We start from the raw sequence: 15,538 nt of genomic DNA on the forward strand, positions 1-15,538 counted from the left end.
TTCAACAAGCGGGGTGGAGTTGCCCAGGCGTGCCCGGTCTTCCTCAATCTGGGTCTGGACCTGCGCGAAGCCGGTTGCAGGCAGTACCAGCCCGAAGCAGACCAGACACGAACCGGCCCGCAGGCGGTGGCGCGTCCGGCTGGCGGGCGAAAATGCCGGGCAGTGGGAAAAGGCATGTCTGGCAATGGCTGTCGCGAGGGATGAGGGGCTCATGGGGGTCCGCCGTATTGAGAATCAATTTCATTAAGAATGGTTCTCAATCACATTTTGATACGAAGCCGTCAATTCAAACCATCATGCACAAATCGCAATGCTGCCATTACCTGAGGAATACCTTGGGCACGCCCTCGCTGTTGAGGCAGGACATGATCATCACGCCGCTCCACAGCAGCAGAGAAAGACTGGCCCCGATGCGCCCGCGCATGCTCATGGCACCATTGCCGCGCAGCACGGGCAGATAGACGCTGCGGTGGCACCACAGGGCGTTGAGCATGGCCAGCGTAATGAGCAGCAGCTTGGGGGTGAGATACGCGCGGCTGCCGATATGCACCGGGTCATAGAAGAACAGCACCACGCCCGAGACCATGGCGATGGCAAACGTGACGTGCAGCGGCCGCACCATGAGCTGGGCTGCGGGCGCGATCCGGGCGGCCATGCGGGGCCTGAGCACGCCAAGGTCGAACAGCATGTCCATGCCAAAGAACATGGCCATGCTGATGATATGCACGATGCGGATCAGGTAATGGACCGGCTGCAGCCAGAAGTGGAACATCCGGCTGTCGAGCGCCATCAGAACCGCATAGGGCAGGCGCATGAAGGCGAAGGGGTGGGTGATCATGGCGGGTGGCTCTCCGTTACCTTGGAGAGGGCATACCATCCGTTGACAATGATAACAATTATCATTAACAGAGCCGGGAGATCATTCGGATGGGAAGCTGCGATCAGGCCCGTGCGCGACTGCAAACAATAACATCAAATGGTAGCAGGCGCGCGGACTTCAATTTTTATCGAAGTTATGGAAACCGTCATCATGAACAAGAAATATTCCATTCTGGCTCTTGCCGTAGCAGCATTGCCTGCCCTCGCTACCGCCGCGCAGGCACGTGAATACCCGATCGGTGGCCCGGTCCATGCACATGACATGGAAATTGCCTCAAGCTACCTGACCGGCATCATGGTCGACCCCATGCCCGCTGGCATGACGGACAACACCAAGCCCGACACCATTCACCTTGAAACCGACGTGCACGCGACGGCCGATAACGTGTGGGGCTACCCCGATGGCGCCTGGGTGCCGTATCTGAACATCGGCTACAAGCTGACCAAGGATGGCACGACGTGGAAGGCCGAGGGCACCATGCACTTCATGACCGCCAAGGATGGCCCGCATTATGCCGATAACGTGCAGATGAACGGCCCGGGCCGCTATACGGTGGTGCTGACCTATTCCTCGCCCGAGCAGAATGGCTTCCTGCACCACGTGGACAAGGAAACCGGCACGCCGGGCTTCTGGCAGCCGTTCAGCGAGACCTTCAACTTCGCCTATCCCCAGAAGTAATCAGGGTATCATCATGAAACGGATACTGGACGGATGGCGTGCCGTTGCCTGTGGTGCGGTCATGGCCATCGGGATTGCGGCCCACGCGCCTGCCGTGCGGGCTGATACCGTGACCGACCTTGCAGGCCGCAAGGTGGACGTGCCGGCCAGTGTCCATCGCATCATATTGGGGGAAGGGCGGCTGATCTACGCCCTTGCCCCGCTGGAAAAACAGCACCTGTTCGACCGGATCGTGGGCTGGCAGGGCGAGTTCCGGGGCGCGGATACGCAGAGCTATGACCAGTATGTCGGCAGCTTTCCGCAGGCGGCCAATATTGCGCTGATCGGCAAGACCACGGCCGATACCGTCAGCCCCGAGCGCGTGCTCGACCTGCATCCCGACCTTGCCATCCTGACCGTATCGGGCCACGGGCCGGGCAAGGCGAGCGAACTCGTAGGCCAGCTTGAAAGCGCGCATGTTCCGGTGATCTTTGTCGATTTCCGCGCCGACCCGGTCAATGACACCATCCGCTCCATGCAGATACTGGGCCAGGTGCTGCACCGCGAGCACGAAGCCGCTGATTATCTTGACTTCTACCAGTCACATCTCAGGCGCATTACCGATCGTGTCGCCCCGCTGGCCGAAAGCCAGCGGCCTAGGGTGTTCATTGAAATGCTGGCCGCCATGCGCGAGAGCTGCTGCCACACGGCAGGCAAGGGCAATATGGGCGCGTTCATTGCTGCTGCGGGCGGACAGAACATCGCAGCGCCCCTCCTGCCGGGCTATATTGGTGATATCGACCTCGAAAAAGTGATCGCCTCCGACCCCGATATCTATATTGCGGATGGCACCAAGGGGCCGAAGGCCAGCGGCCCGGGCGTGCGCATGGGGGCGGAAGTGACGCCGGACGTGGCCCGTGCCTCGCTGCTCAGGGTCATGGAACGCCCAGGCATTTCATCGCTCCGCGCCGTAACGGACGGGCATGCCCATGGTATCTGGCATTCGTTTTATGATTCGCCGTACAATATTCTTGCCATCGAGGTCATGGCGAAGTGGTTCCACCCCGACCTGTTTGCCGATATCGACCCCGATGCCACGCAGAAGGAACTGTACAGCCGCTTCCTCCCCGTAAAGCAGGAAGGGACCTTCTGGATTGATGCGCGTCCCTGAGGAATCGGTTGGCACGCCCTCTGTTTCTCCTTCCACCGGCCTGTCTGATTATGCGCGTGAGGTGCGCGGGCGTTACCAAAGCCTGCTGCGGCGGCGCATGGGCCTGCTTGGCCTGCTGCTTGCCCTGATCGCGGCCTCGGTGGTGCTTGATTTCTCGCTCGGGCCATCGGGGCTTTCGCCTTCGGCACTCATCCGCACCCTGCTGCACCCGCATCATGTGCCCGCAGGTCAGGGCGTGATCGTGTGGCAGATCAGGCTGCCCTATGCGCTCATGGCAGTGTGCGTGGGCGCATCGCTTGGCCTGGCGGGGGCCGAAATGCAGACCGTGCTGGCCAACCCGCTGGCAAGCCCGTTTACGCTCGGGGTTTCGGCTGCGGCGGCGTTTGGCGCATCGCTCGCCATCATTCTGGGCTGGCGGCTGCCCGGCGTGCCCGATGCGTGGGTGGTGTCGGGCGATGCCTTTGTCTTTGCCATAGGTTCCGTGCTGCTGCTCGACATGGTCTCGCGCAGGCGTAACGCGGGCACCGGCACGGTGGTGCTGTTTGGCATCGCGCTTGTTTTTGCCTTTCATGCGCTGGTGTCGCTGCTACAGTTTGTAGCCAATGAAGATGCGTTGCAGGACCTTGTGTTCTGGACCATGGGCAGCCTGACACGGGCAACATGGCCCAAGCTGGGCCTGCTGGCTGCCGCCTGCGTGATTGTTGCCCCCCTTTCTTTCGCGGCTTCATGGAAGCTGACCGTGCTGCGCATGGGCGAGGAACGCGCTGCAAGCCTGGGCGTGGATGTGCCGCGCGTGCGGCGTGGCGCACTGCTGCGGGTGAGCATCCTGTCCGCCCTGGCCGTGTCGTTCGTGGGCACCATCGGCTTCGTGGGGCTGGTGGCCCCGCATATCGCCCGCCGCCTGCTGGGCGAGGACCACCGCTTTTACCTGCCGGGCAGCATGCTGGTCGGCGCGCTGGTCATGTCGCTCTCCTCCATCGCGGCGCGCAACCTGCTGCCGGGCGTGGTCATTCCCACCGGGATTGTAACGGCGCTGGTCGGCATCCCGTTCTTTCTTGGCATCGTGCTGCGCAGGCGGAGCATAAGCTGATGGACGGGCTGTACTGCGAGCACATGACCGTGCGCTATGGCAGGCGTACGGTGCTGGATGACATCAGTGTCGGCCCGTTTCCGCCCGGCAGGGTCTCGGCGCTGCTTGGCCCCAATGGCAGCGGCAAGTCAACGCTGCTGCGCGCGCTGGCCGGGCTGGGCGAGGCCACGGGCCGGGTCATGCTGGGGGTGGATGACCTGACGGGCCTCACTCTGGCCCGGCGCACGCGGCGCTGCCTGTACCTGCCGCAGGCCCTGCCTGCCATGGTGCACCTGCAGGTGCTGGAATCCATGCTCGCGGCCCAGCATGCCACCGGCGTTGTTCCACCCGATGTACAGGGCGATGAAATCGATGCCGCCCTGCATATGCTCGATGTGTTTGGCATAGCCGATCTGTCCATGCGGTATATGGATGAACTCTCGGGCGGGCAGCGGCAGCTTGTGGGGCTTGCGCAGGCGCTTGGCCGCCACCCCGATGCCTTGCTGCTTGATGAACCGCTCAGCGCACTCGACCTGCACCACCAGTTTGCGGTGATGGAGATACTGCGGCGTGAAACCGCTGCACGGCAGATCGTGACCGTAATGGTGCTGCATGACCTCAATATTGCCGTGCGGATGACCGACTATGACGTGATTTTGCGCGAAGGGCGGATCATTGCCGCAGGTGCGCCCGGAGCTGTCATTACACCCGTAACGCTGGCCCGGACTTATGATATTGTGGCGCGGGTGGAAAAATGTAGCCGGGGTCTTCCACACGTCATGGTTGACGGGCTGCGTTAAGTCGGGATTCGAGGCCCGATAGAAATTACAATTCATTACATAATGGATATTTTTCCAGCCTGCCTGTGGAGGGCAGGGGCGAATCATAAGTAACGGGTTATCTGTCATAACAACATTGAAGGGCAGGCGCCGACGGGCAATGCCTGCAAGGCAGCGTATTATATTGTGCATTACAATAGCGTGAAGGCGGCCATGAAGTGGGGTGCCTGCATTACGCGCGCGGGTGTGGGGGCATGCAGTGCCCATGGGCCAGCATGGTGTGGTTCTGGATACTGTATTCAGGCGCGATACTGGAAAAAATTGCTGATATATAAAAGCATCCTGGCAAGATGTGACGATGGGCGCGCAGGCGGTGCGGTTACAGGCGTAGCCTGCTGCGTACAGGATGAACCGGGCTGCCTGTGATTATTGATGAGGAAATATCACATTTCCATCATAATATAAACCGTAAACGCTAAAACTTGTCGTAACATCCTGTGTTTATACTCTGTTCCTGTTATTGATACGGATACAATGAAAATTCCTTAATGCAAAAGCAGTAACGTGTCCTTTGCCGGGCATGCCACGTTTAATTATTATAAACAAAATAATTGCATATGTGTTGGGAGCAGGATAATGGTTGGATTATTATGATGTAGTCATGACCTGCAAGAACAGCATGGCACACCCTATGCAACCTATGCTGAGGGCAGAAGCAGGCGGGGCTGTAATGGGGGTGGCGTAAAAATTACGGATTAAAATGCTTTATTGTGGTTGCATAATACACGCATGATTATTACTCATAGGGTCAATCATCCCCTGATGACCCGACCACCAAGGAAAGTACCGACATTGGATAATAAAGAAATCCCGCATACCGAACTGGTATCCATGACCACCGAGATCGTGGCCGCGCACACCAACCATAATACGGTTGCTGTTGACCAGATCCCCACCCTTGTCGAAACGGTTTATACTGCGCTCAAGGCGCTTGGCGCTGAAAAGGCGGTTGAACCCGCGCCGTTGCAGCCTGCCGTGCCCATCAAGAAGTCGGTCTTCCCCGATTACATCGTCTGCCTTGAAGACGGCAAGAAGCTGAAAATGCTCAAGCGCCACCTGCAGACCGCTTATGGCATGACGCCGGAGCAGTATCGCGAGAAGTGGGGCCTGCCCGCCAGCTACCCCATGACCGCCCCGAGCTATGCCGCGCACCGCTCGTCGCTGGCCCAGAAGATCGGGCTTGGCCGGAAAGTCGTGGTTGAACCCGTGGCCGAGGAAGTTGAGGAAGCACCCGCAGCAAAGCCTGCCCGCAAGACCCGCACGCGCCGCAGCAAGAAGAACACGGACGCCACACTGGTCTGAGCCTGCCGGTTACCGTTATGCCAGCACAAAACACCCGCCCCGGTAACGGAGCGGGTGTTTGTTGTATCGGGCAGAAGAAACGATCCGATTTGACCCTACATGACGCCCGGCCTGCCCATGCCAGTCAGATAACCTTGAGGCCCACGGTCAGGAGGATGGCGGCCAGTATGATCCGCTGCACCCGGTCAGGAATAAGCCCGATGCACAGGCTGCCCAGTATGATGCCCGGAACAGACCCGCAGAGCAGGGAGGCCAGCAGGGGCATGTCGATGTCCCCGATCCACCAGTGCCCCATGCCTGCAATGGCCGTGAGTGGCACGGCGTGGGCGATGTCGCAGCCTACGAGGCGACGGATTTCCAGCCTGGGGTAGAGAAAGATCAATGCCGCCATGCCAATCGCGCCTGCGCCGACAGAGGACAGCGTAACCATGACGCCGAGCACCGCGCCAAGCAGCGTGGTCAGGCGCGCGGTGGTGGCAGGGGCGATGGCAGCAGCCTTGCGGCGTGATAGCTCCTGCAATTTGTGCCGGAACAGCACGCTCGGCGCGGTAATGAGCAGGGCAATGCCCAGTGCGACCGAAATGACATGCGTTACCGCGGGTGAGGGGCTGCCCGCCCAGTGCAGGGCGGCAATGGTCAGCAATGTGGCCGGTATGCTGCCCAGCGCCAGGCGGCCGACCACATGCCACTCCACCGATTGTTTGCGCCCATGCACCAGCGTGCCCACCGTCTTGGTCAGGGCGGCATAGAGCAGGTCGGTGCCCACGGCGGATTGCGGATGCACCTTGAACAGCAGGATCAGCAGTGGCGTCATGAGCGAGCCACCGCCCACTCCGGTCATGCCCACGAGGAAGCCAACGCCAAGGCCGGAGAGAACATAAAGCAGGTTGATGGATTCAAGCAGAGGCATGATGGCGGGTTATCCGTTTCTGATCGCCAGGCGCTAAAAATACGATATAACAAAGTGAAATATTGATCACACGTTCAATTATCTACGTGGAATTATGGGCAGACACAAGCCTGATCGTTAATAAGCTGACCCGTCATTTTTGCAGGTATCGCGTAAAATAGAAAAAACCCGGCACGGGGCCGGGTTCCATCATCAGTAAGGATAGGGATAAGGCGGGGGCGGCGGTGGTGCGCGCCATGCCCACCGGGGTGGCGGCGGCGCGTGGTCATAACGCCAGCCACTCTCGCGCCAGTAGGGGCGGCGCGGCCCATCGCCATAGGGTGCGTGCCAATGTGGCCGGTCATGTTCCCGCCAGGGCTGGGCCTGCGCCCCGCCCTGGGTACCGAGTAGAAGCAGTGCAGTAAAAACAGCCAGAATCATCTTTTTCATGGCGTCCTCCTGCTGGCAGGAAAGCCCCGGATTGCGGCAGGATCACGATGGTTGTTTTGCACAATGCAATAAACACGCCGGGAGGCAGCATGCGGGCAGGAGCGTGAAAAACCGGCCCCGATAATATTCTGAAATAACAAAAGTTTTTGGTGAAGCTTTTTTCAAAAAGCTTCGGAAAACTATTGCTTGTCAGACTTCAGGGCAGGCGTTCCAGATGCGCCAGCAGCAGCGCCCATAGTCCGTCGCTATCCACTTCGTTGAGGAAAAGCGCGTTACGCGGCCGGTCGGTCACATGCCACCAGTCAATGGCGGTAGCACCCTGCATGAGCGGACTGCCCACCTCAACCGACACGTTCACTCCGCGGCCTGCAAACAGGTGGGGGGCGAGCAGCCAGCCAATGGTGCAGGGGTCGTGCAGGGGGGCGCCGTCCCAGCCATATTTGGCCAGGTCAAACCGCCCCGAAAAGCCCAGCATGGCCGCCGCCGCCCGGGCGCAGCGCCCGTTCAGCGCGCTGAGCTGCGCCATCCGGGGAGGCGTGACCAGAAAGCGATGGGTTACATCCAGCGGCACAAGCGTGTGCGGGGTAGTGTGGCGCAGCACGATATCGGCGGCATCGGGGTCGGCATAGACATTGAACTCGGCGCTCGGCGTGATATTGCCGCCTTGCGCCCATGCACCACCCATGGAAACGATGCCTGCCATACGCGGCGCAATATCAGGCGCCTTGACCAGCGCCATGGCCAGGTTGGTCATTGGCCCCAGTGTCACCACCGTTATGCTGCCCGGCGGATGCGCCCTGATTGTATCGATCAGGAAATCCACGCCATGCTGCGCGCAAGGCTGCATGACGGGATCAGGCAGGGTGGGGCCATCCATGCCGGTCTGGCCATGCACGTGTGCCGCGGTAACGGGCGTGCGGCGCAGGGGGCCAGCACAGCCTGCATGCACCGCAATATCGGCGCGTCCGGCAAGTTCGAGCACCTTGCAGGCATTGGTGGTCGTGTGCTGCACCGACACGTTGCCCGCCACGCTGACCACGCCCAGCACGTCAAGGCCGGGGGCGGCAAGGGCGAGCATGATGGCAATCGCATCGTCCTGCCCCGGATCGGTATCGATGATGATCTTGCGTGGGGTCACGGTCATCCGGTCCTTCATGCTCTACGGCGTTTGCCTGCCACACGTAACCCGATTGAACCCGGATTGGCAAAGCCACGCCCCGTCTCCCCGCTTGATCCGCCCGCGCAGGAGTGAGAAAAAGAAAGACCACTTGAAAAACGGTAGAAGCAGAGCATTGAAAAAGAAAAAAGTTTTTTGGTGCCACTTTTTTTCAACAAGGCCGCACAGTTGCACCAGCGCCGGCCGCGCGTTGTATCGTGCAAACCTGCATGGGCTGGTCATGGCAGTCGCCCTGATGGGGGGCGGGGCTGCATCATGGGGGCAGGGAGTGGTGGAAGGCACCAGCCCCGTCCTGTCGCGCCCGCAGGCACGCACCCGCGTGCAGGCGCTAGGCCAGTTGGGGCGCGAGCTGTTTCATGATCCCCGACTGTCGGCTTCGGGGCATATGGCCTGTTCATCGTGCCATCAGGACAATGCGGCTTTTGCGCAGGGCAATCACCTGTCGGTGCAGCCGGGGGGGCACCGTGCGGTGCCATCGCTCACCTATCTGCAGGCCGTGCCGCAGTTCACCGAACATTTTCACGATTCGGAAGATGAAGCCGATGAAAGTATCGATAACGGCCCCACCGGCGGCCTGACATGGGATGGTCGGGCCGATACGGCGCAGGGGCAGGCCAGCATACCGCTGCTTTCCCCTTATGAAATGGCCAATGCCAACCCTGAAGCCGTGGTGCGCCGTGCCAATGCCGCAGGCTACGGCCTGCGCCTGCAGGCCCTGCTGCCGCCCCGCCCGGATGATACGGCCACCCGTTTTGCCCTGATTGCCGAGGCCCTGGCCACCTACCAGCAGGATGCCCGGCTGTTTTACCCCTATAGCAGCAAATACGATGCGGTACTGGCGGGCAAGGCCCATCTCTCCGCGCGTGAGGCGCAGGGGCTGGCGTTGTTTGAACGGGCGGACAAGGGCAATTGCGCCTCATGCCATGTCAGCGCGCCGGGGCATGATGGCACGCCGCCGCAATTCAGTGATTACGGGCTGGTGGCCCTTGGCGTGCCACGTAACAGCGCCATCGGGCTCAACCGCAACCCGGCCTATTACGATATGGGGTTATGTGGCCCCGATCGCACCGATTTCACGGGGCGCGACGACTATTGCGGGCTTTTCCGCACGCCGTCGCTGCGCAACGTGGCGCTACGACATGTATTCTTTCATAACGGGGTCATCCATACGCTGCGGCAGGCCGTGGCGTTTTACGCGCTGCGTGATGTGCGCCCCGCGCTGTGGTACCCGACTGGCCCGGATGGCAGGATACAGATCTATAACGACCTGCCTGCCCGTTACCATGCCAACATCAACATGGACCCGCCGTTCGGCCCCCGACCCAAGGGACAGCCCGCCCTGTCGGATGACGAGATTGATGCGATCGTGGCCTTTCTCCATACCCTGACGGATGGTTACTTCAGCCCGGTGTTACGCCAGTAGAAAAATTTCACCAGCAGCTTTTATTACCTCAGGTTCAGTGCGCCCGTCAGGTTGCCAAGAGGGTGGCCGGTAGCCGCCCGTATGGCGCGCGCGCGGGTCATGACGCCATCAAGCGGGCGCAGGCCAAAACGTTTGGTCAGGAACAGCAGGATCGAGGTTGTATCCTGCACCGTATGGTCAACATGACCACGGCGCGCATAAGGCGAGATGATGATGGCCGGAATGCGCGAACCCGGCCCCCACCGGTCGCCTCTGGGCGGGGCCACATGGTCCCACAGGCCGCCATTTTCATCGTAGGTGACAATAACGAGCATGTGCGGCCACTGGGGGCTTTTTTCCAGATGGGCCACAAGGTCGGCAATATGATGATCGCCTGACTGGATATCGGCATAGCCTGAATGTTCGTTCAGGTTGCCCTGTGGCTTGTAGAAACTGACCTGCGGCAACTGGCCGTGGTCAATGGCCGCGATAAAGCCCGCGCCTGCCAGTCCCCCATCGCGCAGGTGTTCGTTGCGCGCGGGCGTGCCGGGGGCGTAGGCGGCATAGTAATTATAGGGCTGGTGATGGTACTGAAAGTCCGGGGCAGGGTAATGATTGCCATGCTCGAGCACATCACCCCATGCTCCGGCGTACCATGCCCATGTTATGCCGCGCTCGCTCAGCCGGTCGCCGATGGTGGGCGCGGTCTGTGCGGGCAGGGTGGTGGCGCGTGCGGGATCGGCGTAACGCGGATCCTGCCCGGGGGCTGCGGGGTTGGCGCTGGGCTGGTAGGGGGGCTGCATGGTGTTGACGGCGTAAAAATCAGGCGTGAGGTTGCCATCGCGCACGAATTTGGGAATGCCCTCCAGCGCCGAATGCGGTGAATCCGCCGCCACGAGCAGGGCGGTGCCCGAAGGGGCTACGGCTGAAATGACCGGCTGTGCCGCGCTGGTATCAGCCTGCGGGTAGAAGGGCGCGCACGCACAGGCCAGCCACTGGTGGTTGAGGAACGAACCGCCAAACGCCCCCATGAAGAAGTGGTCGGCCAGCGTGTAACGCCGGGCAATCCGCCACATCTCCATATGCGATCCGTCCCACTCGCTCATGGGGAGGGCTCCGGAATCGGCCCAGGCCACGAACCTGTCGTTACGGCCGCCGTTGATCTGCATCTGGTTCTGGTAGAAGCGGTGCCACAGATCCTGCGTGAGCGTGCTGAGGGGGCGGTTGAAGCCGTGGGGGTCATCGATGTGGAAAGGCTGGTTGGGCAGGTGCGCGCTCATGGCCTGGGTTATGGGGTCGGCCGCGCCGCGGGCTGTCAGGCCACCCCACACGGGCGGCAGTTCGCGCAGCACGCTGCCATCACGGTCGCGCTGGGGCCGTAATAGCGCCACCCTGCCGCCCGATGTATCCGCGCCGGGAAAGCCGTTATAGAGATTATCAAAGGACCGGTTCTCGGCAAAAATGACCACGACCGTTTCGATCTGTTTCATGCCCGCAGGCCTGGCCTGGCTGCTGCAGGAGCCCAGCATGCCTGCCAGTAAGGCCGTAATGGGGGTGAAGCGGAGCAGGGTGCGGGTCAGATGGGCCATGAAGTCTCGAATGCTGTCAGCGTAACGCCCTGTGTATATGAAAGACTTGTTGGAGGAAGAAAACGCACGGGGCCTGCCTTTCATGAAAAATTCATACAGCGGCGCAGATATGGTTGGCTGATGCGCACATGGCGAACCCCGCGCATGAGATGGGCCGCCCCGGGCTGGTGGTGAGCGCCATGCCGCAATCCTGTAATTTCATATAAACACATACTGTTACGGCATGCATAAATAAAATTATGATATAAATGCCTGTATCAAGGTATAGATATCAGGATTACGTTTCTTGGCCACGGATGCGCAGCTTTGGGAAAAGATGAAACTCTTCCCCGAAACGGAACGCCTCACAATCCTTGCCGAGCGGCTCAGCCCGCCGGATCCCACACCCCCCCTCGGACCTGTCGCGTGACTGCCTGAAGGTTGCAGTCGGTATGGTCAGTGCTGATGCCATGCTGCGCCTGGGTGGCATGGGGGATGATGGCAATGCCATGGACTGGTTTACCAGGGCAGCGGAGAGGCCATGTCCTGCGTCGGTCGCGCCTGGCTGCTGGGCCTGTTATATTACAGGAAGCTCGTTTCGTATGCTTTGAAGCATGAACATGAGGTCAAAACGGCTCCGTTTGATATACACCCCGACATGCATGAAAAAAGCATGTATTGGCTTGTCCGGGCAGCAGAACATGGCATGTGCAACGCGATGGAGCAGTTGGCCTATCTCTACTCTTCGGAAGGGGGGCTATGTCTTGTCGGGCAGGATTTTACAAAAGCCCTTACATTAAGGCAGCACAGCCTTGCCGGGAAAGCTATGGAGAGCAACCTGAAATATGCGCCCCTGCTGGTGATGAACCTTGGCTACCATGACGAACTGGCGCTGGGCTGCAAGGCCAACCTGTCCATCGCGGCACTGTTTTACATGACGGGCCTGAATGGCAAGCCGGGTGTTTTTGATCGTCCCCATTGGCCATGTGGCGCAATCGGGCCGCATGCCCATGAACTGACAACAGTTGATGAGGATGATGAACTGCTCATGTTCCTCAATGGGCTTGCGCGCCTGCGCGGGCACAGGACTACCTTGGAACCATGTTTTTCCGTTCAGAGGGATATAATAATGAATTTATAATAAAAATCTTTATAAAATAGGCAATCTATATTTTTAATAGTATAAATCAAATATCTATATAAGAGATTGTTTTTAAAAATGATCATCAATAAATGACAAGAAAGTTTTTGGTGAAGCTTTTTTCAAAAAGCTTCAAAGAACGCCGCATTGTTAAAAAAGGCGGCATCCAAAAACTTTTAATTATTTTTATCAATGAGTTGTTTTCAAACAGTCTCCAAGCATTGCCAATACATAAAGTCAGGTAATATCGTTTCAGAACGCAGCGCAGCCCGGCGTGATGACCAGCCCCACGGCATCCTGCCTAAAACGCTGGCGATAGGCCTGGCGTATCGCCTCAAGCCGCAACCTGAGATCGGGGTCGAGAGGGGTTGCCACCCATATGATGCGCGAAGGTTCGCGTATGATGCGCCCGCTGTGTTCATCCCGCCACCGCCCGGTCATGCGCAGGACCGAAAAACCGGCGGGAAAACGCGGGGTGACGACGTCACGCACAAAACGGCTCCAGTCACGTCGGCTTACATGACCGCCATCAGGGCGGTTGAGACCAAACAGCAGCGAGACCTGCAACATTGGCGTAGCCTGCAATGTCGTGCAGGCGGCCTGTAGCGGATCGGGGGCAGGCGTCTGTGGTTCGCGTGCGTGGCCGGGTTGGCCCGATGCTACCGTAATGGCAAGAATGGCGGCGGCATGAAGGCACCATCGCCTTGAAAAAACAATCGGCTGGCAACTCATGGTCTGTATTCGTCCTGCCCGTTATGGGGCGTAGCGTAGTAGAAAACTTCAAAAGAACGCCGCCTTTCAAAAAAAGCGGCGCCCATAAAGGTAGACGGGATCAGGACTGGACGCGATAAAGCGCGCACAGCTTGTTGCCGGTCGGGTCGCGCAGATAGGCCAGGTAGAGGTCGCCATTGGGCATGTGGCGGATGCCCGGCGGGTCTTCGCAGGTGGTGCCGCCATTGGCCACGCCGGCTGCATGCCATGCATCGATGACTTCAGGCGAGGGGGCGGCAAAGCCGATCGTGCCCCCGTTGGCGGCCGTGGCGGGCTGGCCGTTTACCGGCTTTGTGACGAGGAAAAAACCCGTATCGCCATTATAGAGCAGTTTGCCCTTGGCATTGATGGTGGCGGCTGGCACGCCGAGGGTTGCAAATATGCTATCGTAGAATTTCTTCGCGGCTTCAATGTCGTTGGCGCCAACGACAATATGGCTGAACATGCCTTTTCTCCCTGAACGATAATAGTCCGGGGCAATAATGGCACGGCGTGCTGCGGGCCGACAACCGCCCCGGCGCGATCCGTGCGGTAACGATCGGAATAGTCATGGACCCCGCATGCCATTTTTCGTAACATTCCGCCCAGGCCCGGATATCCGGGCCACGGAATACATGACAGACAGATTGCTCTGAAAAGGGAAACCATGCGTTTTATCGCTTCACTGGCCGCCGTGGCGGGACTGCTCGCCGCACCACTGGGGGCCCACGCGGCATCGGTGCATACGGATTGGGAAAAGTTCAAGGCCACCCGTGCGTTCAATCATCTATCGGCTGATGGGCAGCGTGCCATGCTCGACGTGCTTAATGCCAAGCAGGTGCTCGACGCAGGCCAGACCGATGCCGCCATTCCCGCGCTGTATGACGCGACCAAGCGCCTGACCGCCGCAGGCAAGGCCAGCGCGCAGTTCATCGCCGCCGAGACCAGCCTCCACCCCGCCCCGCAGCACCCGGCGGCACCCGGCCATGTGGCTGGCACCACGCCCGTGACCTGGATTCCGGTTGGTGGTGAAATCATTGGCAGCGAGACACTGGCCCCCGAGAAGAAGGCCGCCATCGCCACCGCCAACACCCAGCTCAAGGCAGGCCAGACCAAGCAGGCCGCGCAGACGCTGCAGGTCGTGGGCGAGGATGCCGATTTCATCATGGCGCTGACAGCGCTTGAACCCACGCAGGGGGCGATCAACCGCGCCACCGTCTTTACCGAGGCCCGTCACCCGCAGGAGGCTTCCGCAGCCCTGCAGCAGGTGCTTGATAGCGTCGTGTTCATCTCGGAAGATGTGTCCGAGACGCTGGCCCCTCCGGGCGCCAAGGCCCCGGCAGCTCCCGCGCAGAAATAACCTGCTCCGGATGTAAAGGCTGTTTGGGTAAATAAGATTAAAGTTTCGGGGTGCCGCCTTTTTGAAAAAAGGCGGCACTCCTTTTGCAACACTGAAGCCCAGTGGGGCAGGGTGGTTATTCCTCCCCGCCACCCACCTTTTTCTTTTCACGCTCGGCATCCACGCTCATGCGTTGGAACGCGCCAAGCGCAAGAACAATGAAGGTGGCCACCACCAGCAGGCTGGCAGGGTAGAGAATGGCAGCCGGTTCGCTTGTACTGGTCTCGAAAACGCCAACCAGCCCCTCAATGAACACAGCAATGATGATGGTGGTGATGAACTTGGTCAGGCTGGCCCGTGCCTCGCCCAGGCTTTTCTTGCCGCTGGTCTGGATCACTTCCTCCTCGACAAAGTATTTGGCCACGTCAAATACAGCCACCGCAATCACGACATAGCTTATGGCCTGCAATATGGCGTTGCGGCCTGCATGCCACGACTGCCCCAGCACCCTGAGCAGGTCGAACATGCCAAATGTCAGCAGGAAAAGGGCCAGCATCATGAGCAGCAGGCTGGCGCAGGCAAACGCGAAGCGGGACAGATGTTGCATGTTTCTCTTTATCCTGATGCGGTAGCCCACGGGCATGGCTTCCTATCGCATGACAGGGGAACGGGTTGCGGGCGAAGTGGGAGTAGCCGCTTCGCTTTATTATGGATCTGGCCCATATGAGGCGTTTTTGGTCCTGAATATTTATTTTTTATTTTCCACGGTCATGCCGAAACCGCCTACCGGTTGCCTCGTTGAACCCACCACAGCGCATATTGCCGGGATTGCTTTCTCACCACGGCCCCATGAGGCGGCGAGAAAAAACAAGGATCCTGTATCCGTGCTGTAATCTGGAAAAGG

At 59.7% G+C, this 15,538-nt stretch carries 18 protein-coding genes; 9 read left to right on the plus strand and 9 right to left on the minus strand.

What is annotated here, in order from left to right:
- Both GXY01S_RS12590 and GXY01S_RS12595 read right to left on the minus strand, forming a co-directional pair.
- A partial coding sequence (locus tag GXY01S_RS12590) for a hypothetical protein (protein ID WP_156470312.1) occupies window positions 1-213 on the minus strand: 213 nt, incomplete at its 3' end.
- Window positions 214-319: 106 nt separating this feature from the next.
- Complete coding sequence (locus GXY01S_RS12595) at window positions 320-838, minus strand: hypothetical protein (protein WP_061275605.1); 519 nt, start codon at window positions 836-838, stop codon at window positions 320-322.
- Window positions 839-1,015: 177 nt separating this feature from the next.
- Here GXY01S_RS12595 and GXY01S_RS12600 point away from each other — a divergent pair, with 177 nt between their 5' ends.
- From GXY01S_RS12600 to GXY01S_RS12620, 5 genes are all read left to right on the plus strand, one after another.
- The gene (locus GXY01S_RS12600; RefSeq protein ID WP_061275607.1) at window positions 1,016-1,558 is read left to right on the plus strand and encodes an iron transporter; all 543 of its coding nucleotides are present in this window, start codon (window positions 1,016-1,018) and stop codon (window positions 1,556-1,558) included.
- A gap of 13 nt (window positions 1,559-1,571) precedes the next feature.
- The gene (locus GXY01S_RS12605; RefSeq protein ID WP_061275609.1) at window positions 1,572-2,708 is read left to right on the plus strand and encodes an ABC transporter substrate-binding protein; all 1,137 of its coding nucleotides are present in this window, start codon (window positions 1,572-1,574) and stop codon (window positions 2,706-2,708) included.
- Window positions 2,695-3,798: a FecCD family ABC transporter permease gene (locus tag GXY01S_RS12610; protein WP_061275611.1), complete on the plus strand. Its 1,104-nt coding sequence runs from the start codon at window positions 2,695-2,697 to the stop codon at window positions 3,796-3,798. Before GXY01S_RS12605 ends, GXY01S_RS12610 begins: the two co-directional genes overlap by 14 nt.
- Window positions 3,798-4,577 (plus strand): ABC transporter ATP-binding protein, encoded by a 780-nt coding sequence (locus GXY01S_RS12615; protein ID WP_061275613.1) that lies wholly within the window; start codon window positions 3,798-3,800, stop codon window positions 4,575-4,577. The genes GXY01S_RS12610 and GXY01S_RS12615 overlap by 1 nt, the downstream gene beginning before the upstream one ends.
- Before the next feature lie 831 nt (window positions 4,578-5,408).
- Entirely contained in the window at window positions 5,409-5,918 is a 510-nt protein-coding gene (locus GXY01S_RS12620; protein ID WP_061275615.1) for a MucR family transcriptional regulator, read from the plus strand.
- Window positions 5,919-6,042: 124 nt separating this feature from the next.
- Here GXY01S_RS12620 and GXY01S_RS12625 read toward each other — a convergent pair whose 3' ends face one another.
- The 3 genes from GXY01S_RS12625 to GXY01S_RS12630 form a co-directional block, all read right to left on the minus strand.
- Window positions 6,043-6,828: a sulfite exporter TauE/SafE family protein gene (locus GXY01S_RS12625; protein WP_061275617.1), complete on the minus strand. Its 786-nt coding sequence runs from the start codon at window positions 6,826-6,828 to the stop codon at window positions 6,043-6,045.
- 192 nt (window positions 6,829-7,020) lie between these two features.
- A complete protein-coding gene (locus tag GXY01S_RS18235) occupies window positions 7,021-7,257 on the minus strand; it encodes a hypothetical protein (protein ID WP_110570428.1) in 237 nt (78 codons plus the stop codon).
- A 196-nt stretch (window positions 7,258-7,453) separates the two neighbouring features.
- Window positions 7,454-8,401 (minus strand): nucleoside hydrolase, encoded by a 948-nt coding sequence (locus GXY01S_RS12630; RefSeq protein ID WP_061275619.1) that lies wholly within the window; start codon window positions 8,399-8,401, stop codon window positions 7,454-7,456.
- A gap of 253 nt (window positions 8,402-8,654) precedes the next feature.
- Between GXY01S_RS12630 and GXY01S_RS12635 the strand changes: the two genes are divergently transcribed.
- Window positions 8,655-9,857, plus strand: a complete 1,203-nt coding sequence (locus GXY01S_RS12635; protein ID WP_061275651.1) for a cytochrome-c peroxidase — start codon at window positions 8,655-8,657, stop codon at window positions 9,855-9,857.
- Window positions 9,858-9,880: 23 nt separating this feature from the next.
- Here GXY01S_RS12635 and GXY01S_RS12640 read toward each other — a convergent pair whose 3' ends face one another.
- Window positions 9,881-11,365 carry an acid phosphatase gene (locus GXY01S_RS12640; RefSeq protein ID WP_242501371.1) on the minus strand — a complete coding sequence of 495 codons (1,485 nt, stop codon included), beginning with the start codon at window positions 11,363-11,365 and terminating at the stop codon, window positions 9,881-9,883.
- 580 nt (window positions 11,366-11,945) lie between these two features.
- Here GXY01S_RS12640 and GXY01S_RS12645 point away from each other — a divergent pair.
- Window positions 11,946-12,545 (plus strand): sel1 repeat family protein, encoded by a 600-nt coding sequence (locus tag GXY01S_RS12645; protein ID WP_169797744.1) that lies wholly within the window; start codon window positions 11,946-11,948, stop codon window positions 12,543-12,545.
- A gap of 252 nt (window positions 12,546-12,797) precedes the next feature.
- Here the strand turns inward: GXY01S_RS12645 and GXY01S_RS12650 are convergent, their stop codons facing one another.
- Both GXY01S_RS12650 and GXY01S_RS12655 read right to left on the minus strand, forming a co-directional pair.
- Window positions 12,798-13,277: a DUF3574 domain-containing protein gene (locus GXY01S_RS12650; RefSeq protein ID WP_061275625.1), complete on the minus strand. Its 480-nt coding sequence runs from the start codon at window positions 13,275-13,277 to the stop codon at window positions 12,798-12,800.
- A 100-nt stretch (window positions 13,278-13,377) separates the two neighbouring features.
- Window positions 13,378-13,761, minus strand: coding sequence for a VOC family protein (locus GXY01S_RS12655; protein ID WP_061275627.1), 384 nt, complete (start codon window positions 13,759-13,761; stop codon window positions 13,378-13,380).
- A gap of 201 nt (window positions 13,762-13,962) precedes the next feature.
- Between GXY01S_RS12655 and GXY01S_RS12660 the strand changes: the two genes are divergently transcribed.
- On the plus strand, window positions 13,963-14,655 hold the full coding sequence (locus tag GXY01S_RS12660) for a YfdX family protein (RefSeq protein ID WP_061275629.1): 693 nt from the start codon (window positions 13,963-13,965) through the stop codon (window positions 14,653-14,655).
- A gap of 115 nt (window positions 14,656-14,770) precedes the next feature.
- Here GXY01S_RS12660 and GXY01S_RS12665 read toward each other — a convergent pair whose 3' ends face one another.
- Window positions 14,771-15,241: a hypothetical protein gene (locus GXY01S_RS12665; RefSeq protein ID WP_061275631.1), complete on the minus strand. Its 471-nt coding sequence runs from the start codon at window positions 15,239-15,241 to the stop codon at window positions 14,771-14,773.
- Between the two features lie 34 nt (window positions 15,242-15,275).
- On the opposite strand from GXY01S_RS12665, the gene GXY01S_RS18240 reads away from it, so the two are divergent.
- Window positions 15,276-15,527, plus strand: coding sequence for a hypothetical protein (locus GXY01S_RS18240; RefSeq protein ID WP_129551206.1), 252 nt, complete (start codon window positions 15,276-15,278; stop codon window positions 15,525-15,527).
- Window positions 15,528-15,538 lie beyond the last annotated feature (11 nt).

It is taken from the genome of Komagataeibacter xylinus NBRC 15237, from assembly GCF_001571345.1.
Taxonomy (GTDB): domain Bacteria; phylum Pseudomonadota; class Alphaproteobacteria; order Acetobacterales; family Acetobacteraceae; genus Komagataeibacter; species Komagataeibacter xylinus.